This window comes from Okibacterium endophyticum (assembly GCF_054780075.1).
Genome location: NZ_BAAGXA010000013.1, coordinates 1 through 21,158 on the forward strand (window position 1 = coordinate 1; position 21,158 = coordinate 21,158).

The 21,158-nt window shown below is 66.1% G+C and carries 21 protein-coding genes; 15 read left to right on the forward strand and 6 right to left on the reverse strand.

From position 1 onward, the window contains the following. Nucleotides 1-113 precede the first annotated feature (113 nt). On the reverse strand, nt 114-2,123 hold the full coding sequence (locus ACYVF5_RS16470) for a DEAD/DEAH box helicase (RefSeq protein WP_460948416.1): 2,010 nt from the start codon (nt 2,121-2,123) through the stop codon (nt 114-116). A gap of 397 nt (nt 2,124-2,520) precedes the next feature. On the opposite strand from ACYVF5_RS16470, the gene ACYVF5_RS16475 reads away from it, so the two are divergent. The 6 genes from ACYVF5_RS16475 (at nt 2,521) to ACYVF5_RS16500 (ending at nt 7,659) form a co-directional block, all read left to right on the forward strand. Further along, nucleotides 2,521-2,790 carry a GlsB/YeaQ/YmgE family stress response membrane protein gene (locus tag ACYVF5_RS16475; RefSeq protein WP_460948418.1) on the forward strand — a complete coding sequence of 90 codons (270 nt, stop codon included), beginning with the start codon at nt 2,521-2,523 and terminating at the stop codon, nt 2,788-2,790. A gap of 91 nt (nt 2,791-2,881) precedes the next feature. Beyond that, complete coding sequence (locus tag ACYVF5_RS16480; RefSeq protein WP_460948419.1) at nt 2,882-4,117, forward strand: sensor histidine kinase; 1,236 nt, start codon at nt 2,882-2,884, stop codon at nt 4,115-4,117. Beyond that, nucleotides 4,114-4,785 carry a response regulator gene (locus tag ACYVF5_RS16485; protein WP_460948421.1) on the forward strand — a complete coding sequence of 224 codons (672 nt, stop codon included), beginning with the start codon at nt 4,114-4,116 and terminating at the stop codon, nt 4,783-4,785. The genes ACYVF5_RS16480 and ACYVF5_RS16485 overlap by 4 nt, the downstream gene beginning before the upstream one ends. A 119-nt stretch (nt 4,786-4,904) precedes the next feature. Then, complete coding sequence (locus tag ACYVF5_RS16490; RefSeq protein WP_460948423.1) at nt 4,905-5,192, forward strand: iron-sulfur cluster assembly accessory protein; 288 nt, start codon at nt 4,905-4,907, stop codon at nt 5,190-5,192. A 179-nt stretch (nt 5,193-5,371) separates the two neighbouring features. Continuing rightward, complete coding sequence (locus tag ACYVF5_RS16495; RefSeq protein ID WP_460948425.1) at nt 5,372-6,817, forward strand: acyltransferase family protein; 1,446 nt, start codon at nt 5,372-5,374, stop codon at nt 6,815-6,817. A 62-nt stretch (nt 6,818-6,879) separates the two neighbouring features. Further along, complete coding sequence (locus ACYVF5_RS16500) at nt 6,880-7,659, forward strand: DedA family protein (protein ID WP_460948427.1); 780 nt, start codon at nt 6,880-6,882, stop codon at nt 7,657-7,659. On the opposite strand, the gene erm is transcribed toward ACYVF5_RS16500, so the two are convergent. Next, nucleotides 7,600-8,430, reverse strand: coding sequence for a 23S ribosomal RNA methyltransferase Erm (gene erm, locus ACYVF5_RS16505; RefSeq protein ID WP_460948429.1), 831 nt, complete (start codon nt 8,428-8,430; stop codon nt 7,600-7,602). The genes ACYVF5_RS16500 and erm overlap by 60 nt on opposite strands. A 374-nt stretch (nt 8,431-8,804) precedes the next feature. Here erm and fgd point away from each other — a divergent pair, with 374 nt between their 5' ends. Next, nucleotides 8,805-9,809, forward strand: coding sequence for a glucose-6-phosphate dehydrogenase (coenzyme-F420) (fgd, locus tag ACYVF5_RS16510; protein WP_460948466.1), 1,005 nt, complete (start codon nt 8,805-8,807; stop codon nt 9,807-9,809). 200 nt (nt 9,810-10,009) lie between these two features. Here fgd and ACYVF5_RS16515 read toward each other — a convergent pair whose 3' ends face one another. The 3 genes from ACYVF5_RS16515 to yczR all read right to left on the reverse strand — a co-directional run bounded on the left by ACYVF5_RS16515 (nt 10,010) and on the right by yczR (nt 15,544). Further along, on the reverse strand, nt 10,010-10,477 hold the full coding sequence (locus ACYVF5_RS16515; protein WP_460948431.1) for an NUDIX hydrolase: 468 nt from the start codon (nt 10,475-10,477) through the stop codon (nt 10,010-10,012). 9 nt (nt 10,478-10,486) lie between these two features. Then, entirely contained in the window at nt 10,487-13,915 is a 3,429-nt protein-coding gene (locus ACYVF5_RS16520) for an efflux RND transporter permease subunit (protein WP_460948433.1), read from the reverse strand. Nucleotides 13,916-14,116: 201 nt separating this feature from the next. Further along, nucleotides 14,117-15,544, reverse strand: a complete 1,428-nt coding sequence (gene yczR, locus ACYVF5_RS16525; RefSeq protein WP_460948435.1) for a MocR-like transcription factor YczR — start codon at nt 15,542-15,544, stop codon at nt 14,117-14,119. A 63-nt stretch (nt 15,545-15,607) separates the two neighbouring features. Here yczR and yczE point away from each other — a divergent pair, with 63 nt between their 5' ends. Then, nucleotides 15,608-16,249: a membrane protein YczE gene (yczE, locus tag ACYVF5_RS16530; protein WP_460948437.1), complete on the forward strand. Its 642-nt coding sequence runs from the start codon at nt 15,608-15,610 to the stop codon at nt 16,247-16,249. Nucleotides 16,250-16,281: 32 nt separating this feature from the next. On the opposite strand, the gene ACYVF5_RS16535 is transcribed toward yczE, so the two are convergent. Further along, nucleotides 16,282-17,025 (reverse strand): MerR family transcriptional regulator, encoded by a 744-nt coding sequence (locus tag ACYVF5_RS16535; protein WP_460948439.1) that lies wholly within the window; start codon nt 17,023-17,025, stop codon nt 16,282-16,284. A 150-nt stretch (nt 17,026-17,175) separates the two neighbouring features. On the opposite strand from ACYVF5_RS16535, the gene ACYVF5_RS16540 reads away from it, so the two are divergent. The 7 genes from ACYVF5_RS16540 (at nt 17,176) to ACYVF5_RS16570 (ending at nt 21,144) form a co-directional block, all read left to right on the forward strand. Further along, nucleotides 17,176-17,475, forward strand: coding sequence for a rhodanese-like domain-containing protein (locus tag ACYVF5_RS16540; RefSeq protein ID WP_460948441.1), 300 nt, complete (start codon nt 17,176-17,178; stop codon nt 17,473-17,475). A 296-nt stretch (nt 17,476-17,771) separates the two neighbouring features. Next, the gene (locus ACYVF5_RS16545; protein WP_460948442.1) at nt 17,772-18,626 is read left to right on the forward strand and encodes a DUF4097 family beta strand repeat-containing protein; all 855 of its coding nucleotides are present in this window, start codon (nt 17,772-17,774) and stop codon (nt 18,624-18,626) included. Continuing rightward, complete coding sequence (locus ACYVF5_RS16550) at nt 18,623-19,234, forward strand: PadR family transcriptional regulator (RefSeq protein ID WP_460948444.1); 612 nt, start codon at nt 18,623-18,625, stop codon at nt 19,232-19,234. The genes ACYVF5_RS16545 and ACYVF5_RS16550 overlap by 4 nt, the downstream gene beginning before the upstream one ends. A 59-nt stretch (nt 19,235-19,293) precedes the next feature. Then, complete coding sequence (locus ACYVF5_RS16555) at nt 19,294-19,695, forward strand: fluoride efflux transporter FluC (protein ID WP_460948446.1); 402 nt, start codon at nt 19,294-19,296, stop codon at nt 19,693-19,695. Continuing rightward, complete coding sequence (crcB, locus tag ACYVF5_RS16560; protein ID WP_460948448.1) at nt 19,692-20,063, forward strand: fluoride efflux transporter CrcB; 372 nt, start codon at nt 19,692-19,694, stop codon at nt 20,061-20,063. The genes ACYVF5_RS16555 and crcB overlap by 4 nt, the downstream gene beginning before the upstream one ends. A 166-nt stretch (nt 20,064-20,229) precedes the next feature. Then, nucleotides 20,230-20,424, forward strand: coding sequence for a DUF3073 domain-containing protein (locus tag ACYVF5_RS16565; protein ID WP_460948450.1), 195 nt, complete (start codon nt 20,230-20,232; stop codon nt 20,422-20,424). Nucleotides 20,425-20,661: 237 nt separating this feature from the next. Beyond that, on the forward strand, nt 20,662-21,144 hold the full coding sequence (locus tag ACYVF5_RS16570) for a 2TM domain-containing protein (protein WP_460948452.1): 483 nt from the start codon (nt 20,662-20,664) through the stop codon (nt 21,142-21,144). Nucleotides 21,145-21,158: the final 14 nt, after the last annotated feature.

Here is a 21,158-nt window from a genome sequence, read left to right on the forward strand (position 1 = left end):
AACGATCATGCCGGACCCAGCAGGCCAACACCCACCAGGATCACTCCAAAGCAGGCACGAACAAAGTAACGGGGGGGGAACGTTCCGGGCACCGGCCCGATCTGCTCGCCGTGTCAGGCGGTGAGATCTGCGAGCGACATGCCGCCGGCGAGCTCTTCGACGATGTCATCGCCGGGAGCCGCCTCGACGAACGATGCGTCGATCTCGGCCCGGTCGAGCAACTCGCTCATGCGACGACGACGACTGCGCGGAATGATCGTCACAACGACACCCTCTTTGCCCGCGCGGCCCGTGCGACCCGAGCGGTGAAGGTACGTTTTGTACTCATCGGGGGCATCGGCCTGGATCACGAGAGTGATGTCATCGACGTGGATGCCGCGTGCAGCGACGTCTGTCGCCACAAGCACGTTGACCCGGCCCGAGGTCAGCTGCTGCAGGTTGCGCGTGCGCCTCGACTGGTTGAGGTCGCCGTGCAATGAGACCGCCGCTATGCCGGCGTCTTCAAGCTGGTCGGCGAGCCGCTCCGCGTACGCACGCGTGCGCGAGAAGATCAGCGTCTTCTCGTTGCGGTCGGCCAGCCGTTCGATCAGCAGGTCTTTGTCACGGTGCTCGACGACGAGAACACGGTGATCGATCGTCGACGAGGCCTGGTCTTCGCCCGCGACCTCGTGCACAGCCGGCTCATCGAGGAACTCCTTGACCAGCATCGCAACACCCTTGTCGAGGGTCGCCGAGAAGAGCAGTTTCTGACCGCCGGGCGCCGTGCGCCGCAGGATGCGCTGCACCGGCTCGAGGAACCCGAGATCGCACATGTGGTCTGCCTCGTCGAGCACGGTGACCGCAACCTCGGAGAGGTCGAGACGACCCTGCTCGATGAGGTCTTCGATGCGCCCGGGCGTGCCGATCACGATGTCGACACCGCGCTGAAGCGCACCCACCTGACGGCCCTGTGGAACACCACCGTAGATCTGTGTGGTGAAGAGACCGACACTGCGCGCGATCGGCTGGACGGTGCGGTCGATCTGCAGCGCGAGTTCGCGGGTCGGCGCAAGAATCAGCGCACGTGGCTTGCGCCCCATCTGGCGCTTCTTGCCTCCGCCGTTCTCCATCAGCTTCTCGACGAGAGGCGCGCCGAACGCAATGGTCTTGCCAGAGCCCGTGCGCCCGCGACCGAGCACGTCTTTGCCCGAGAGCACATCGGGAATGGTCGCCGCCTGAATCGGGAACGGCGACGCCGCACCGAGGTCGGCGAGCGCGGCACTGATGTTGCCGCCGAGACCGAGGTCTGCGAAGCTCACACCGACGACATCCTTCGCCTCGATGGCATCGGCCTCAAGCCGCTCGAGAACCACATCGTCGTCTGGCGTGAAGCGCTGCGGCTTCTCGTCACGTCTCGGGTAGAAATTGCTGTCGCTGCGCTCCGTGTGTCGAGGAGCACGCCCGTTGCCGTCATCGCGCTTCGGTCCGCGGCCGGGAGCACGGTCCGAGAAGTCGCGGCGAGGAGCGCGCTCTGCGCGATCAGCGCGTGGCGCACGATCAGTGAAGTCACGACGAGGAGCGCGCTCATCGCGATCACGACGAGGGGCACGATCCGCACGGTCATCACGACGCGGCGCACGGTCCGTGAGGTCACGACGGGGTGTGCGATCCGCGAAGCCGCCACGGGGAGCGCGGTCAGCAGAGTCGCGACGCGGAGCACGGTCGGCGTAGTCACCACGCGGAGCACGGTCGGCGTAGTCACGACGCGGGGCACGCTGAGCACGTCCGGTGTCGTCACGACGGGGCGCGCGGTCATCGCGGCGAGCGTCGTCACGACGCGGAGCACGCTCAGCACGACCCGTGTCGTCACGACGACCTTCGGTGCGTTCGTACCCACGCGACTCACGGGGCTCGCGCCGCTCGCGCGGTTCATCGGAGTAGGGCCCGGCGGCCCGGGTTGCACGCTCTTCGGCATTCCAACGCGCCTTTTTGGGTGCGTCTTCGACGGGACGGTAGCCGCGATGGTTCGGGCTGCGGCTTCCGACCTTGGGACCGGCCTTCTTCTTCGCAGCGACGCGCGTCGAATAGCTCGGGTCGAAGTTCTTCGCGGGGCGGCCGCCAGCGGCTTTTTTGTTCTTGGGCATAGTTCTTTCCGGGTTATCTCAGAATGAAACAGCAACACGCGCAGCAGAACTGCGGGCATTCTCATTACCCGGGCGATCAATGGCCGGGACCGTTCACATCGTGTGAATCCGCACTCGTTTTCGAGGCGAAACCGGCCCACCAGACTTACAAACCCATCCACATGCATCCATGCGGTGTCCAGAGCCGACCCGGCAACGCTACACCACGTCGGCTGGGAAGTCACGGAACGCTTCAGGCTCTTGCCGTCGAAGCGAGCCGTTCCATCGACCGATGCCAACCAGAGCGACCCGATGAGGAATCAGCTGATCCGGAGTATCTTCAGGCTTAACCGGCACTGTTCCGGCCGGCGCACGGTTCCCCGCACCGGGGTCCCGTCTGACGAATGGAGGTGGAGCCATGGGCTTCCTCGCGTTTCTTCTTCTCGGTCTGATAGCGGGCGCCATAGCGAAGGCGATCCTGCCGGGCAAACAGGGCGGCGGCTGGTTTGTCACGCTGCTGCTCGGAGTGGTCGGCGCTCTTCTCGGCGGATGGCTCGGCGGTCTGCTTTTCAACGCGAACCTGCAGGAGTTCTGGAGTCTGCAGACGTGGCTCCTCGCCATCGGCGGCGCGATCATCGTTCTGCTGATCTGGGGGCTCATCACCCGCAACAGCCGTCGAACCACATAACGAGCAACAGACGGGGCCGATGCCTTCACACCCTCCGGTGTGAAGGCATCGGTGTGGGCCGAGCGTCCGTGGCACATGGCAAGATGACACCGTGGAGATCAAACGGCGACTGCGCCTCGGCCCTGTCGACACGTCGACCGGCCTCCCCACCGTCGCATGGTGGCTGGGCGTCAGCCTCGTCGCCGTCACCCTCTTCTCTGTCTCTGTTCCGATCAACAGCGCCGGATACGGCGTTCAGGTAGCCCTGGCCTTCGCTCTCGGTGTGATGCAGTGCGGCTCGATCCTGCTCGCACCCGCTCGTCCTGTGCTCGCCATCGTCGTTTTCGTCGTCTCGATTTTCGCCCTGGCCAGCATGTCGACCATCTCGGGTGGACGGACATACCCCTGGCCATGGTCCGTGACGTCGATGCTCGCCTTCGCCGCGCTCATCGCACTGCTGACCTTCTACCGCGGCTGGCAGCTCGGTCTGTGGGCCTACCTGCTGTCCCTCGCCACCTCGGTGGGGGTGACGGTGTGGCAGCAACTGGGTGTGCAGCAACTCGACGCCGCAATGGCGAACATCATCATCGCCACATCGATCACGGGGGCCGTGTACCTGCTCGCGGTTCTCATCGCCCAGCGTCAGCGCATCAGGGCGCAGCTCCTGCAAGAGCGCGAGATCAGTGCGGCAGAGCAATCACGGCGGATGCTCGTCGAGGAACGCCAGCGCATCGCCCGTGAACTGCACGACGTCGTCGCGCACAGTATGTCGATCATCCAGGTGCAGGCGACAACCGCGAGATACCGGCTTCCCGAGATCAACGACGCGGCCGCCACGGAGTTCGACGACATCGGACGATCTGCGCGCGAGGCGATGAGCGAGATGCGGCGACTGCTCGGTGTGCTTCGAAACGGCGAAGAGGACGCCGACCTTGTTCCCCAGCAGGGGATCGGCGACATCGCGGGGCTGGTCGACAGCGCAGCGCGCGCGGGTGTGGCGATTTCTCTGAGCCAGGGTGAGATACCGGCCGATGTGCCGGCATCCGTGCACGTCGCCACCTTCCGCATCGCGCAAGAAGCCATCAGCAATGCCGTGCGACACGCCCCAGGCGCTCCGATCACCGTCTCGCTCGGCGGCACGACTCAAGCGGTGACGCTGATGATCGTCAACGCGCCGAGCACAACACCCCCCGGGCCGTTGTCGCGCGGGAGCGGACACGGCCTCGTCGGCATGCGCGAGCGAGCCTCGTTCCTCGGCGGCACCGTCGAGTCCGGGCCCACAGAGGGTGGAGGGTATCGTGTGAGAGCAGTGCTTCCGCTCCACCAAGACCTCGAGGACACCCCATGACGATCTCCGTGGTCATCGCAGACGACCAGGCAATGGTCAGAGCCGGCTTCGCCGCGCTTCTCGATGCACAGGATGCCATCCGCGTCGTCGGTCAGGCCAGCGACGGCGTCGAGGCGGTTCAGCTGGTGCGTCAGATCAAGCCCGACGTTGTGCTCATGGACGTGCGTATGCCGAACCTGAACGGGATCGAGGCGACCAGGCAGCTGCTCTCGCCCGACCATCCGCTCCCCCACGTTCCCCGTGTGATCATGTTGACGACGTTCGACATCGACGACTATGTCTATGACGCGCTGAAAGCGGGCGCGAGCGGGTTCCTGCTCAAAGACTCTCTTCCGGACGACCTGGTGCAGGCCGTGCGCGTCGTCGCCGCAGGCGATGCGCTGCTCGCGCCGAGCGTGACGAAGCGGCTGATCGAGCAGTTCAGCATGCAACAGCGACCGGCCACACGCGCGCCTCTCGAGTTGCACGGGCTCACCGATCGCGAACGCGAAGTGCTCACGCTCATCGGCTCCGGACTGTCGAACGGCGAGATCGCTGCACGTCTGTTCATCGCCGAGCAGACCGTCAAGACCCACGTCAGCAAGATCCTCTCGAAGCTGAGCCTGCGCGACCGTGTGCAGGCCGTGATCTTCGCCTACAACGCCGGTCTGGTCGAACCCGCGAAGTGACACGGTGCGTCGCCGGCCTCTCCATGTGAAAGTGCTCACAATCAGAGGCCGTCGGGTTGCCCCGTGTGCGGGGGTGGGGAAACGTGGATAACTCATATCCGCTACCGGAAGGAGAGCACATGCTCACCCTCACCGAGAATGCAAGCACCATCGTCAAGACGATCGCCACCCAGACGACCGGCACAGAAGATGGAGGGCTGCGAATCAGTAGCAGCCAGGATCCGGACGCCGGTGATTTCGCGGTCGCCGTCGCCGGTGCACCGGAGTCAGGCGACGAGATCGTCGAGAGTTCCGGAGCCCGCGTCTTCCTCGAAGAGAACGCCGCGGTTCAGCTGTCAGACAAGGTTCTCGACGCTGAAGTGAATGCTGAAGGTGCAGTTCGTTTCGCGATCGGCGCTCAGCAGTAACACCATCCGCAGCACAGGCGGGTGTCGTCCCAACGGGACGACACCCGTTTTCTCGTTCCGCCAGCCTCATCCCGGCGTATGGGGGTGAAATCGCACCGCCGGGTGATGCCGACGTGGTCAGCGTGCCCGTACCGTGACGGCACGACAGCATAAGAGTCGTCATCGTCAAGGAGCACAGCATGACCGTCACGGCATTCCCAGGCACGACAGGAACGGGCACGGCAGGAACGGGCACGGCAGGCACGGCACAGAGCCGGCGCACGATCGTGCGGCCCGCGCCGAAGCCCTCGGCCGCAGTGACCGTGCCGACAGCCGGCATCCGAGATCGCAGCATCGACCTGGTGCGTGCCGGATGCCTCATCGTCGTCGTCGCGCTGCACGCGATGATGGTCGGTGTGACGATGGGCGACAGCGGTCCCGTTTTCGAGAACGCCATCGCCGACACCGACTGGTTCCCCGCTGCAAGCTGGTTCCTGCAGATGATGCCGCTGTTCTTCATCGCGGGCGGATTCTCGAGCATCACCGGGTGGCAACGGGCTCGCGCCACGGGCGCGACCCCCGCCTCGTTCGTCGCCGGCAGGCTGCATCGGCTGCTTATGCCCGCGATCGTCGTGATCGGCGCTGTCGGCGTCGCCCTCCTTGCACTGAGCGCCGCGGGCGTCTCTGCCGAGATGGTCGCCATAGCCGGCTTCCGCATTTCGCAGCCGCTCTGGTTCCTGGGCGTCTATGTTCTCTGCCAGGCACTCGTGCCACTGCTCGTGCTCGCGCACGAGCGCCGTCCGGTCGCAACGCTTGTGGTGCTCGGCGCCCTCGCGGCGGGCATCGATGCGACGCGGATCGCGACGGGCATCGAGGCGATCGGCTTCGTCAACCTCGCCTTCGTGTGGCTCTTCGTCCAGCAGCTCGGATTCTGGCTGGTGCGCATCGAGACGATCTCGACGTCCGCCAGGCTCGGACTCGCCGCCGTGGCGTTCGGCGGACTGATCGTGCTCACCGCCGTCGGCCCATACTCCGCCGACATGTATGTGAACCTCAACCCGCCCACACTCGCCATCATCGGCCTCGCCGTCGGGCAGGTGTTTCTGCTGTCACTCGCCCAGCCCATGCTTCGCCGCTGGGCGGAACGCCCCACGATCGCCCGGGTCGCAGACGCCATCGGCACCCGCTCGATGACGATCTACCTGTGGCATATGCCTGTTCTGATCGGCCTCGCCGGTCTGTCTGTGCTCGTCGCTCCCCTGCTCGGGCTGGGCCTGCCCGCCATCGGCTCCGACGGCTGGTGGGCCACGCGGCCGGCCTGGCTGGTCATCGCTTTCGTCGCCGTCGGCCTGGTCACGCTGCTCACCGCACGATTCGAGCACCGCGCCGCACGCCATCCGGGAGCATCCGGCCGTCGGGTCGCGCTCGGCTCGATCACCGGTGTGGCGAGCGTCGCCGTTCTCTTCGCGCTCGGGCTGTCCGCACCTGTCGCCGCGCTCAGTGTGCTGCTGATGTTCGTCACCCTCCGGATCGCCACACAGCGTGGAGCCGCAGGAATGCGCGCCGCCGCCGCCGCGACGACCACCCGCACACGAGCGCCTGCAGACGTGGTACCGCAGACGGATGCCGTCGCTACCAGGGGGTGACGCGACGGGGGACATCCGCTTTGTAACGTGAGCAACATCAGCCACGACGTGAACGGAATCCCATGGACATCATCACCGACGCGATCCTCGACACGGTCACCTCACCGTGGATCTACCTGATCACATTCGCGGTCGCCGTGATCGACGGTTTCTTTCCCCCGGTCCCCAGCGAAACGGTGCTCGTCGCAGCTGTCGCCATCGGAGTGTCCACCGGCTCCCCGAACATTCTGCTGCTGGGGGTCGCAGCGGCGGCGGGCGCGATGATCGGCGACAACATCGCCTACGCGCTCGGCCGCGCCCTCGGCGTCACGAGATTCCGCTGGATGCGTCGGCCTCGTGTCGCTGCGGCTCTGCGCTGGGCGGATCGCGGACTCGCCAGGCGTGGTGCGATGCTCATCTTCGTCGCCCGCTACATTCCGGTCGGCCGCATCGCGGTGAACATGACGGCGGGAGCGACCCGGTTCCCCCGCCGGCGGTTCATTCCGCTGACCATGATCGCCGGCGCCTCGTGGGCGGCGTACTCCGTCGCGATCGGCTCACTCGCCGGGCACTGGGTCAAGGACCAGCCGCTGCTCGGCGCCGCCATCGGCATCGCGATAGCGATCGTCATCGGGCTGGTCGTAGACAGGGTGATCACCGTGAGACAACACAGGGCAGACGAAAAGGTGGCCGCGAGGTTCGTCCACCCGCCCGTCGACGACCCGCTCGTCTTGGCTCACGCGGGCCCGGGCGCGGACGCGAGCCCGAGCTCGGACTCGGACTCGGATCACTCGCGGCGCACGTCAGCGCCTGGCACGCGTGGCGAGGTCGACCCAGGCGCCGGCATCCAGGTGCTTCGGTAGGACGTCACCCGCCACACGGTTCGCTGCAGCCCACTCGGCAGCGGTGCGCGCACCGACCACGTTGGAGGCCATCGCCCTGACGCCGCGTCCCTTCGCGGTGAAGACCGCCGCAACCAATCGCTGGTACCTGCCGCGTTCACGCCACGGCAGCAGCGACGTCACACGACGATCGATCTGAAGCAGTCCGGAGTCAACGCTCGGAACAGGCCGAAAACCCGAGGCGGGAACACGTCTCAGCAGGGTGAAGTCGTACCAGGGCCACCACTGCACGGTCATCAGCGTGGTTCCTCCGACAGCTGCACGCTTGCGCGCCACCTCCCACTGCACCAGCAGAAGCGCGTGAGACCACGCCCGCTCGGCCAGCAGCTTCTTGAGCAGTGGTGTTGTGAGGTGATAGGGCACGTTCGACACGATGTTGGCGGCGCCCGCGAAGCGATACTCCAGCATGTCGCCCTGAACGACGGTCAGCCGGTCGCCGAACCGATCGCGAAGACGCCAGACGCAGCGCGGGTCGATCTCGACGGCGGTCGTGGTCAGTCTCCGCGAGACCAGATGCTGTGTGATGGCTCCGTCTCCCGACCCGAATTCGACGACACGGTCTCTCGGGTGCCATCCGGCGGCGATGTCGGCGATGTCGCGCGCGAGGCGTCGATCGACCAGAAAGTTCTGGCCGTTCTCGTGTCGCCCGCCGACGGGCGCAGAGGCCGAACCCGGACCGTGCGAACGTACGGAATGTTGGATGTTCTTCTGAACGTGCTGATGTGCACGCATGCGCGAACGCATAGTTGCTCCCTGATGTCGAACGACACCGGTGCAGCGCGAAAGAGAGAGAAGAGAATCGTCTCAAGAAAGCCGCCGCCGCCCGGTCAATGGCAGTCGAACGGCACGAGCCCCTGCAGATCAGGCACACCCGGCGACACAGTCGCCCGGCGGATGCCGGTGAGCACACACGCGTTGAACGCGACGTGCGCGTATCAGGCTGAAGCCCTGCCGTCAGGCAGTCCTCAACCTCATGTATATCGCGTTCGTCATGTCAGCTCCTTCGGCGGACCACGTTATCACAGCGCACGATGCCCGAGAAGGCGGATCCGGTGCGGGGCGCCGGTAGGTTGGAGGCAGACGACGTCGGACGGGTGGAGGCCATAGTGCTCAGGTTGGGATTAAAGGCATCAGCGGAGCAGTTCGGGCCGCGCGAACTCGTTGAGCTCGGCGTGATGGCCGAAGAACACGGCTTCGACAGCGTCACCGTGAGCGACCACTTCCAGCCGTGGCGCCACAACGGCGGGCACGCGCCGTTCTCGATCGCGTGGATGACGGCGGTCGGCGAGCGCACGAAGCACATCCGGATCGGCACAAGCGTGATGACTCCCACCTTCCGCTACAACCCGGCTGTCGTCGCGCAGGCGTTCGCCACCATGGGATGCCTGTATCCCGATCGCGTGTTCCTGGGCGTCGGCACGGGCGAAGCCCTCAACGAGATCGCCACGGGCTTCGCGGGCGAATGGCCCGAGTTCACGGAACGCTTCGCGCGGCTGCGCGAATCAGTCGACCTGATGCGCCGGCTCTGGCTCGGAGACCGCGTCGATTTCGACGGGGAGTTCTACCGCACGAAAGGCGCGTCGATCTATGACGTGCCGGCCGGCGGCATCCCCGTGTACGTCGCCGCAGGCGGCCCTGTCGTCGCGAGGTATGCCGGACGCGCGGGTGACGGCTTCATCTGCACATCGGGCAAGGGCATGGAGCTCTACACAGACAAGCTCATGCCCGCGGTGGCTGAAGGCGCTGAGAAGGCGGGGCGATCCGCACACGACATCGACCGGATGATCGAGATCAAGATCTCGTACGACACCGACCCGGGTCAAGCGCTCGAGAACACCAGGTTCTGGGCTCCCCTGTCGCTGACACCGGAGCAGAAGCACTCGATCGACGACCCCATCGAGATGGAGGCGGCCGCCGATGCCCTGCCGATCGAGCAGGTCGCGAAGCGCTGGATCGTCGCGTCGAACCCCGACGACGCCCTCGCGCAGATCACCCCGTACCTCGACGCGGGGCTCAACCATCTCGTCTTCCACGGCCCCGGGCACAACCAGAAGCGGTTCCTCGACCAGTTCGCCCGAGACGTTGTGCCGCGGCTTCGCGAGCTGGGCTGAACCAGGCTCGCGGTCACAGCACCCACACGGGCGAGCCGTATCGGGCATACCCGTTGTGCGGCAGCACCACCGGCCGTTCGGCCGACGCCAACGCACCGAATCCACGCTCATTCGGTGCGTTGGCGACGGGCGAACGGCACGGCGGCGGGCGCAGCAGCGCGGATGCCGTCGTTCACACGACGCGACAAGCCCACGGCGCTTCAGCGCTCGAAGCGAGCAGCCACGTCGTCGGAGAGCGCTGCATCGATTCTCTTCACCTGGTCCTCAGACATCGGCGGAAGCGCGTCAACAGCGAACCAGCCGACCTCGCTGTTCTCACCGTCGGCCGGATGTGGCATCCCTGAAACATAGCGGCAGCGAAAGGTGAGATCGAGAAAACGCGCCAGGTCGCCGTTCTGCCACCTGTGCGGAGACAGCGAGTGCACCCATGCCAGTCGTTCGGCCACGGCGACGATCCCGGCTTCTTCGAGCACCTCGCGCTCGGCGGCCACCGCCGGCTCCTCGCCCGGATCGATGATGCCGGTCACGCTCGTCCAGGTTCCGTCGTCGGTGCGCTTGACCAGCAGCACCTCACCGTCGCGCTCGACGACGGCCGTCACGCCGCTCAGCCACAGCTCATCGTGCCCGATCTTGGCGCGGAGCGCGAGCACAAAGGGTGGGGTGGTCATCGAACGAGCCTAGCCTTCGGCAGACGCGGCCGCGGCCTTCGCCTCGCGCTTCGCGACCCGACGCTCCCTGGCACCCTCGACGAGGTTGTAGAGCGTCGGCAGAACCACGAGCGTCAGAACCGTCGACGACACCAGCCCGCCGATCACAACAATCGCGAGCGGCTGAGAGATGAACCCGCCGTGGCCCGTGATCCCGAGCGCCATCGGCACCAGGGCGAAGATGGTCGCAAGCGCCGTCATCAGGATCGGCCGGAGCCTTCTCGAGGCACCGTGCCTGACGGCCTCCACGGCAGACATCCCCCTGCGCCGATACTGGTTGATCAGGTCGACGAGCACAATCGCGTTCGTGACCACGATGCCGATGAGCATCAGCACACCGACGAGCGACGCGACGCCAAGCGGCACTCCTGTCAGCACCTGCAGGCCGATGGCACCCGTTGCGGCGAACGGCACAGACACGAGCAGCAGCAGCGGCTGGCGCAGCGACCTGAACGTCGCGACCATCACGATGTAGACGATGAGGATCGCCGCGAGCATCGCTATGCCGAGCTGCTGGAACGCCGTGTTCTGGTCTTCGCTGACACCGCCGAGGGATGCCGAAGCGCCGGAATCGAGAGACGTGCCGTCGATCATGCTCTGGATCTCGGCGCTCACCGTTCCGATGTTGTCGCTCGAGGGCGTGATGACGACCGTCGCCGAGCGCTGACCCCTGACCGCCGTGATGCTGTCGGGGCCGTCGACCTCTTCGACGCTCGCGAGCTCGTCGAGTGCGACGGGTCCGGTCAGCGTCGGCACCTGGAGGTCAACGAGCTCTTGCACGGTCGTCGGCGGATCCTCTGTCGCGAGGTAGATGCTCACCGAGCTGTCGTCGATGGCCACCGAGCCGATGGTCTGCGGCTGCATGGCCGCAGAGACCACACTGCCGAGCGCGACCTCCGAGTAACCGGCTGCGGCAGCAGCGGCCCTGTCGACGACAACGGCTATGTACGGGCGGGACTCCGTGAGTGTGTTCGTGACCTGCAGAACGCCGTCGACCTCACCCGCCGCCTCGGTCAGCACCTGCGTCGCGTCGTTCAGCGCCGCCTCTGTCGGTGCTGTGACATCGACCTCGATGTCATTCGACGCCCCGAATCCGCCGGCGGTCCCGACGGTGATCGTTCCGGCATCCGTCAGGTCTTCGAGCTCGTTCCGCACCCTGTCTTGCAGCTCGACCTGCTCGGCGTCCGGGTCCGTGGTGATCGAATACGTGACGGTTCCCGCGCCGCCTCCCCCGAACGCATCGGCCAGCGCGCTGCCGCTCGACCCGATCGACAGCTGCACGGTCTCGATGCCGTCGATGCCGCGCAACACCTCTTCGACCTCGCTCGCCGCGGCATCCTGTGCCTCGAGACTCGACCCCACAGGCAGTGTCTGCGACACGCTGAGGGTGTTCTGGCCTGTGTCGCCCAGAAAGTTCGTTTTCATAAACGGCACGAGCGCGAGGGTCCCGCCGAGCACGAGCACCGACAACAGCAACGTCGTGACCGAGTGCCTGAGGGTCCAGTTGATGATCGGGAGGTACCCGCGCTGCAGCCGTGTCGGGGTCTCGAGGTCATCGTCGATCCCATCGTCTCCACGGCGGGAGCGGCGGGTCGGCACCGCCCGTTCAGAGAGCGCGCGCTCCGCCTCGGCCTGCTCTGCCATGGCCTGTTCAGCGGCCGCCTGCCGGGCACGACCGGCGTCGACCATCTCTTTGGTCGGAGCGATGTAGACCTCGTCGACGATGACCGGTGCCGCCGCAACCAGAGGCCTTCCGTCGGCAACCTTGCCGGGGTCGCTCTCGGGCGCTGGCGTCGTCTCGGCAGAGCGTGCCGCGAGGGCGTCGGCGGCCTGCGCCTTCGCGAGCTCCTTGCGCTCGGCCCGGGTCGGCTTGGCCTGTTTTGCCGGCTTCGGCGCACGCTGTTCCCTCGCACGCAGGAACCAGTACGCGAGCACGGGCACGATCGTGAGCGCGACCAGCAGCGAAGCGAGCAGGGCGATCGTCACGGTGAGCGCGAACGGACGGAACAGCTCACCCGTCATATCGCTCACAAAGGCAAGCGGCAGGAACACCGCGACCGTTGTGATCGTCGAGGCCGTGATCGCGCCGGCCACCTCGCGCACGGCGCGCACGATGATCGCGGCGCGTCCATCTGCTGTGCGATCACGCGACGCCGACATGTGGCGTTTGATGTTCTCGATCACGACTATCGAGTCATCGACCACTCGCCCGATAGAGATGGTCAACGCACCGAGGGTCAGGATGTTGAGTGAATAGTTCGACGCCTGCAGGCCGATGAACGTGATGAGAACCGACGTCGGAATCGAGATCGCCGTCACGATCGTCGCGCGCACGTCGAGCAAGAAGATCAGGATGATCAGAATCGCGAACACCAGCCCGAGCACACCCTCGATCCCGAGAGCTTCGATGGACTGCTCGATGTATGGAGCCTGATCGAAGACGACGGTGACCGTGACGCTCTCACCGAGCGATTCCTCGATCTGAGGCAGGATCGCACGGACACCCTGCGAGACGTCGACGGTGTTCGCGTCTGGAAGCTTCGTGACGGCTATCGTCAGCGCTGGCTCGCCGTTCACACGCGAGATCGACGTGATCGGGTTGTCGGCGAGTTCGACAGAGGCGATGTCGCCGATGGTGGTGACGGATGCCCCTGGCGTCGTCCCGACAATCGGCAGTTCTGCGATGTCGTCAGCCGAGCCGAGCTTTGTGCCGGTCTGAACCGCGAGAGTCTGATCGCCCTCGGTGATCTCGCCGGCCGGAAGGAGCACACCGTTCTGCTCGAGCGCCTGCGAGATGTCGGAGCGCTGGAGCCCCGCCGCCGCCAGCGCGGCATCATCGGGTGTGATCACGAGCCGCTGACCGACGGCACCGATCAGCGAGCCGGCCCTGACGCCGTCAACGTCTTCGATGTCGGGGATCGCCGACTGCTCGATCAGATCGGTGAGCTCGTCGGTGCCGTTGTCGCCAGACACTGCGAGCTGGATGACGGGCAGATCGCTCAAACCGCCCGAGAGGACCTGCGGGTCGAGATCTTCTGGCAGCTGCGAGCCGATGCGATTGATCGCCTGCATGATCTTCTGCTCAGCCGTCGCGAGATCGGTGCCGTAGGTGAAGGTGGCAGACACGAGGCTGAGGTTGGTGCTCGAGGTCGCGCTCGTCGACTCGATGCCGTCGACGCCCTGGATCGCTGTCTCGATGGGCAGGGACACATCGTCGTTCACGACCTCGGGCGCCGCACCCGGATAGTCGGTGACGATCGCCAGCTGCGGAAACTCCACATTCGGCGCGAGCTCCTGCTTGAGGCTGGTCAGAGCCAGCCCGCCGAAGACGGCGACAACTATCGTGACAAGCGCGATGAGCGCTCTGTTCTTCATGCTGAGCACTGCGAGCAGGTGCACGTGGGTCCTCTGAGAGTCGGCGGAACGTTGCGGGCGCGACGATGCATCGATGTATGCGGTGCGCGTGCGCCGATTCTAGCGGCAGACGGCGACGCGGATCTGAGCGCGGATGCCGGCACGGCAACGAGGCCGCAGACCGTCCGGCAGACCGGCACGGAGAAGTGCGCAGCCACGGGGGCTGGTTGCGCCGGCGAAGCAGGTTCAGATGACAGCCGAGAGGCTCCCGTCGTCCGGCATCGGCATCCTCACTATCGATCGCCATGCGGCGTCGAGTGCCGTCACCGCACGCTCGGTCTCGTCGATGCCATAGGTGATGGGGATCCGTATAAAGCGCTCGAACGCGCCGTCGATGCCGAACCGTGGCCCGGCGGCGATCAGGAGTCCCTGGTTGCGGGCGGCGAGCGCCAATTGCGAGCTCACGGGAGCGCCGAGCGACACCCACGCGGCGAGGCCCCCTGAGACTCGTGCGGCCTTCCAGGACGGGTGGCTCTCGTCGAGCAGGCTGCACAACCGGTCGCGGGTCGCCCGGAGTTGCCGGCGTCGCAGCGCGAGGATCTCGTCGAGTTGTGGCAGAAGGTGCAGCACGGTGAGCTGTTCGAGCACCGGCGTGCCCAGGTCGGACTGCATACGGGCCGCCACGAGTGTGCGAATCGTCGACGGATCCGCGCGGATCCACCCGATCCGGAGGCCACCCCACACGGTCTTCCCCACAGATCCCACCCTCACGATGCGCGCACCGGCCGTGTCACCCGCGCCGAACGGAGGGAGCGTGCCGCGATCGATGTCCAGATCGGCCGTCGTCTCGTCGACGACGAGTGTCGTGTTGTGCCCGGCGGCGGACCGGCAGAGCCTGCCCCTGGTCTCGTCGGCCATCGACGCTCCGGTCGGATTGTGGAAGTCCGGCATCACATAGGCGAGCGAGGGGCGGGTGGTCTCGATCACCTGCTCGATCTCGTCGGCCGGCCACCCCTCATCCGCCGTCACCGGAACCGGCACAGGGCGTGCTCCCGCCGAGCGGAGGGCATCGAAGGCATGCGGATAGGTCGGCTGCTCGATGAGGACAGGGTCTCCCCTGCGGAGGAACGTTCGTGAGATGAGCGCTATGGCGTGCTGGGCGCCGAGCGTGACCATGAGCTCGTCTGGCGAGGTCTCGAGCCCCGCGTCTGTGTAGCGGTCGGCTATCGCCTCGCGCAGCTCCGTGATGCCCGTCCCGTCGTAGTCGTGCCCGACGAGGTATCGCGGCAGCCGTTCGGCCGCCACCCGTGCGGCATCCGGCACCTGTGGCGCGGGCGGCAGAGCTGCCTTCGAGAAATCGAGATAGCCGTGTTCGCGGAACGAGGCATCGGCCGGGCGTGTTCCCGGCAGCCGCGCGACACTGCCGGATCCCCTCGTGCTCACGAGGTAGTCGCTTTCGCGCAGCTCGCGGTATGCAGCGGTGACTGTTGTGCGGCTCACATTGAGACGTTCTGCGAGGTCACGCTCCGCGGGGAGCCTGGTATCGGCGGGCACCCGTCCGTCGAGAACGAGCAGGCGAATGCGATCGGCAAGGCTCCGATAGGCAGGACCGTTGTCCCGCCAATGTCCGAGCAGACTCGCGAGGGCGCGCGCGGTGATGTGCACCTCAACCATAGAGTCCACGATAGGGGAATTGGCCTCTTGCCAAAAGGCCAATCGCAGAATTGGATTGATCTTGTGTTCTCTCGGATTTTTCGCCTGCTGCTCGGGCTCACCCTGTATGGCATCGCTATCGCCATGATGCTGCGCGCCGAGATCGGCGTCTCGCCATGGGATGTGCTTGCCCAGGGGCTCTCGCTGAAAACCGGATGGGGTTTCGGGGCGATCACCGTCGTCGTCGGCGTCGTTGTTCTGCTCGCGTGGATCCCCCTGAGAGAGAGGCCCGGTGCCGGCACGATACTCAACGTTGTGCTCGTCGGCCCCGCCGCAGATCTCGGCCTCTGGGTCATTCCCGCCGGCCTGCCCCTCTGGCTGCGTGTGATGCTGTTCGCCGCAGGGCTCGCCCTGCTCGCCGCCGCGACCGGTGTGTACATCGGCGCGGGATTCGGGCCCGGCCCGCGCGACGGGCTGATGACCGGCATCCGCACACGGCTCGGATGGCCGCTCTGGGTCGGTCGGACTCTCGTCGAGGGAACCGTGCTCGGCATGGGGTGGATGCTCGGAGGCGACGTCGGCATCGGAACTGTCCTCTTCGCCGCGCTCGTCGGCCCCCTGTGCAACGCGACGATTCCGCTGTTCGCGTCGCGGCCTCGCACGGCGGGTGTCCCCGCCCCCGAGGGGGCGGGGGCACCAGAAGCGCGCTCGGCTACGCGCGCCTGACGATGCGCGGTGCGCAATCGCTCTTGCGGCGATCAGAGGTTCCGCTCCGCATAGACGCGCATCGCGTCTCGCACGAACTCGGCTCCCTTCGCACCGCCATAGTTGGCGCCGAAGCGCTCGTCGGCGACGTACATCTCGCCGAGGCCCACGAAGTGCTCCTTCGTCGGCGCCTGGCCCTGGTACGCACTGGTCAGCCACTCGAGCTGACGCTCCGCCAGACGCTGCGCCTCGTCGCTGTCTGCGGCGACGCCACGCGCGGCCGCATCGGCCCAGTCGCTCGCCAGTGCGCTCGCGCGCTTCTGGAACTCGGCCTTCTCCGCCGCGCTCAGGGAGCGCCACCAGGCATCGCCCTTTGCGTAGGCATCCTTCCCCCAGCGCTCCTCGACCTCTTCCCTGTACTGGGTGTGGTCGAATCCGTCGAACATGTTCTCTGCCATCAGTTGTTCCCCTCCTTCCAATCTGGTGATGGTGTCTTCGACCGACGCGATCTGCAGTGTGAGCCGGTCCTGCTCCTGCTGCAGCCACTGCAGATGGCCGCGCAGGGCGCGTGTGGGTTCGTCGGGCTTCGCGAGCACATCGGCGATCTCTGGCAGCCCGAGGCCGAGGTCTCGCAGCAGCAGGATGCGCTGCAGGCGCACCAGTGCCTCTTCGTTGTAATAGCGATAGCCGTTCTGCCCGATCCTCGTCGGCTCGAGCAGGCCGACGGCACCGTAGTGCCTGAGCGTGCGGCTCGTTGTGCCGGCCAGCCGCGCGATCTGCTGAATCGACCACTCCATGCGCTCTCTCCTTCCGAACAGCACCAACGCTAAAGGTTGACGCGGCGTCAATGTCAAGCCGCCGTTCACAGACGGGCCGGAATACGCCGCCCGGCGGTCGCTTACGCTGGAGACTGCACGCAGCTCGCAGAACAGACAGCCGGAGAAACCATGACCAGCATTGCCGTCAACGACCTGGCGTCGATCGAGAGCCCCACAGTGATCGATGTTCGCGAAAGCGACGAGATCAGGGCGATCCGCGCCGTCGGCGTGACACCCATCCCCCTCAGCGCTTTTCTCGACCGCATCGATGAGGTTCCCCGCGACACAACCGTCTATGTCATCTGTGCGTCCGGAGCCCGGAGTCAGCGCGTGAGCGACTACCTCAACGAGAACGGCTGGGATGCCGTCAACGTCGAGGGCGGAACTCAGGCCTGGCAGGCCGCCGGCCTGCCTGTCGAGCGCGGCTGAGCTTGGTCACTCTCGCTCCAGTTCGTCACGCGCGCCTCCGTTTGTGACGCGCTGCACGTTGTGACGCGCTGCACGAGAGGGCCGCGTGTCACACACGGAGCAGCGGTCGGCGCTTGAGGCCGCGGCCGGTCCGGATAGACGGGTCGAACCGGATGGAGCGGCGCGTGCTCACGGGGTTCTTGCTGAGTGCACTTGACTCCAACGAGAGACGCGATATATCGTGAGTCTCACGTAACGCGATATATCGCGTGGGATTCCGTGCACAGTTCGGCACGGCCTAGACGAAGGATCAGCGAATGGCACTCGAAAAATGGATAGTGCAGCCGGGCGAGGCCCGCATCATCGACCTCGAGATCGTCCGCACTCTCAAGGTGGGCCTGTTCGGCGGCCAGATCGACATCATCGGACACGATGAGCCGGGGGCCAGGGTCGAAGTCCATTCGGTGTCGGTCAAGGAGCTCAAGGTTTCTATCGACGGCGACACGCTCGAGATCGATCACCCCCAGCTCGGCTGGGACAACTTTCTCGAGGTCTTCACCTCGTGGGGCAGCAGGGCGGCACAAGCGGAGATCAGTGTGCTCGTGCCGCGAGAGATCGCCCTGACGTTCGGAATGTTCTCCGCGAACGCACTGATCTCGGGCCTGCACACCAGCGGCAAGCTCAGCACGGTCAGCGGAGAGCTGCAGACCGAGGGTCTGGTGGGCGACATCGACCTCAACAGCGTCTCTGGCGAGCTCAGCGCCCATTCCCACCGCGGAGCGATCACCGCGCACACCATATCCGGCGACATCACCGCGTCGGGCGAGCTCAGCCGGTTCACCAGCGACAGCGTCTCCGGTGACGTTTTCGTCGACGTCACCGGCAGGTGCGACAAGATCGCCACGAACTCGGTCGGCGGAAGCCTGACCGCGCGTCTCGATCCCGACGTCGGCACCCGCTACAGCGTGAACACGGTCTCCGGCGCCCTGCAGCTCGACGGCAACGTCGTCTCTGGCACACGTGGCAGGGGCTTCACCAGCACAACCGAGGGCGACGGCAACTTCTACACAGACATCCGCTGCAATTCGGTCTCTGGCAACGTCACGGTTCTGAGGCGTGACACCGCGGCGCACAGGGCAGCAGATGCCAGTGCGAGCGGAGCAGCATCGTGACCCCGGTGTTCTCGCACGGCAGCCTGCGGCTGTACCTGCTCAGCCTGCTCGCCGAGGCGCCGCGCCACGGATACGAGATGATCCAGGCTCTCAGCAATCGCTTCGGCGGAACGTATTCACCGAGCGCCGGAACGATCTATCCCCGGCTCGCCAAGCTCGAAGACGAAGGCCTCGTGACGAAAACGAGTGATGGCCGCAAGACGGTCTATGAGATCACGGACGCGGGCAGGGCAGAGCTCGCCGCACGCGAAGACGAGCTCAATGCGATCGAACTCGAGATGACCGACTCGGTCAGGCGCCTCGCCGACCAGGTTCGCGCCGGCGTCACCGAGGCGATGAAGAGCTTGAAGGCGGACCTCGCGTCTGCCGCAGGGGAAGCATCCTCCAAGCCGAAGTCAGAGAGGGCTGCGGCATCTGACGTCGACCCGCGCACCACGAGCCGCATCGCGTTCCATGAGGCGGACGTCGCCATCTCAGAGTTCCGGAACGGCATCCGCTCCGAACTCAGACGACGCGCGGCGAACGGCTCGCTCACCGACGAGACCGTAAAACGGCTGCGAGACGACCTCGACCGCGTGCGCGACGGCATCCTGACCTCAAACGGCTGAGCCCGCCGAGCGACGCGCACGTGAGTCGTCGAGCGGTCGAAGGGCGTAACGTATTGCCCATGCCCGCACGTTTCGCCGCCGTGTTCGTCGGTGGCATGGCCGGCACGCTGCTGCGGCTGATGCTCGATCTGGCGATGCCGCACGAGCCCACAGGCTTCCCGGTGTCCACCCTCATCGCGAACGTGCTCGGGTCGGGTGTGCTCGGGCTGCTCGTCGGAGCCGTGTGGGGCCGAGCCGGCACTCCCGCATGGCTCAGGATGGGACTCGGCACCGGCCTGCTCGGGTCGTTCACCACGTTCTCGGCGCTGGCCGGCTCAGTCGTCTCGCAGTCCATGGCGGGTGACTGGATGCTCGTGGCCGGCTATGTCGTGAGCACTCTTGTTCTGGGGACTGCAGCCGCATGGATCGGCATCGCCACGGGGAACATCGTCGCGGCACGCAGCACGGGGCACACACCATGAGCATCGCGCTTGCCCTCGTGGTATCACTTGCCGGCGCGGTCGGCGCCTGCCTGCGGCACCTTGTGGCCGTCCTGCTGCCCCCACGGCCGGAACGCGGCCTCTCGTGGGCTGTGCTCACGGTCAACGTCGCGGGGTCCGCCGTCACCGGCGCGCTGCTCGCGGCAGGGGAACGAGCGCTCATCTCGCCCGAGGTCCTGCTTGTGCTCGCGACGGGATTCTGCGGGGGACTCACAACGTTCTCGACATTCAGCGTCGAGACCGTTCAACGGGTGCGGCACGGTCGCACGGGAGCAGCAGCGCTCGACGTCGTCGCGAATCTCGCGGCGGGCATCGGCATCGCGCTGATCGCCTACCTGCTCGTTCGATGACGGGCCGTATTCCGCTGTGAGCATAAGCAGTCATTCTCGGGCCAGCACGGGGTTCGCCCCACACCGACATGCTAAACTCGCAAGCAGTCTTTAATCGTTCCCAGGTTGGTTCAACCACCGGATGCTCTGACGCACATTCGGCAACTGATTCGTAAGGGGGTCTCGCATGGGGCGCGGCCGTCAAAAGGCAAAGCACACGAAGATCGCGCGTGAGCTGAAGTCCTACAGTCCAGACGTGAATTACGACGCTCTGGAGCGCGAACTCACCGGTCACTCGTCGACCGAATACAACGACGAAGAAATCGCGAAGTGGGCAGACTACGCCGACGACTACAACCCGGGCGAACCCAAACGGGCTTGAGTCTCGGGGTCTCGACAGGCTCGACCACCGGGTCCCGACAGACGACGGGCTTGAGTCTCGGGGTCTCGACAGGCTCGACCACCGGGCCCCGACAGACGACAGGCTTGAGTCTCGGGGTCTCGACAGGCTCGACCACCGGGTCCCGACAGACGACAGGCTTGAGTCTCGGGGCCCCGACAGGCTCGACCACCGCGGAGGCTCTCGACCCGCGGGGCGGGGTGTCGATAGGCTTTTGTTATGAACACGAGCGATGAGGAACTGCGCAGGATCGCGCACAAGCGACTGAAATCGCAGGCGAGCTTCAAGAACTACCTGGGCATCTGGGCGGCTGTGACCGTTCTGCTCGTCGCAGTCTGGGCCCTCGGCGGAGGCTGGGGGCACTACTTCTGGCCGATCTGGCCCATCGTCGGCATGGCCATCGCAGCGGTTTTCCTCGGCCTGGACGCCTATGGGCCCGGCAACCACATCACTGAAGATCGCATCGAAGCCGAGGTGAGGCGCATGCGCGGCCAACAGGCATCCTCGTACCCTACAGGGCCGTCGCATACGACCGCGTACGGTCAGTCGGAACCCCACGGTTACGGGTCCGGGAACACCTCGCCGGCAGCACCTCGGCAGCCGGTGCAGTCGATGCCGCCGACCGGAGCCGTGCCCGCGGAGGAACAGTCGATTCCGCCCCAGCCACCACTGCCTCCGATGGATCCTGACACGCGCGACTGAGGTCCTTCACCGGC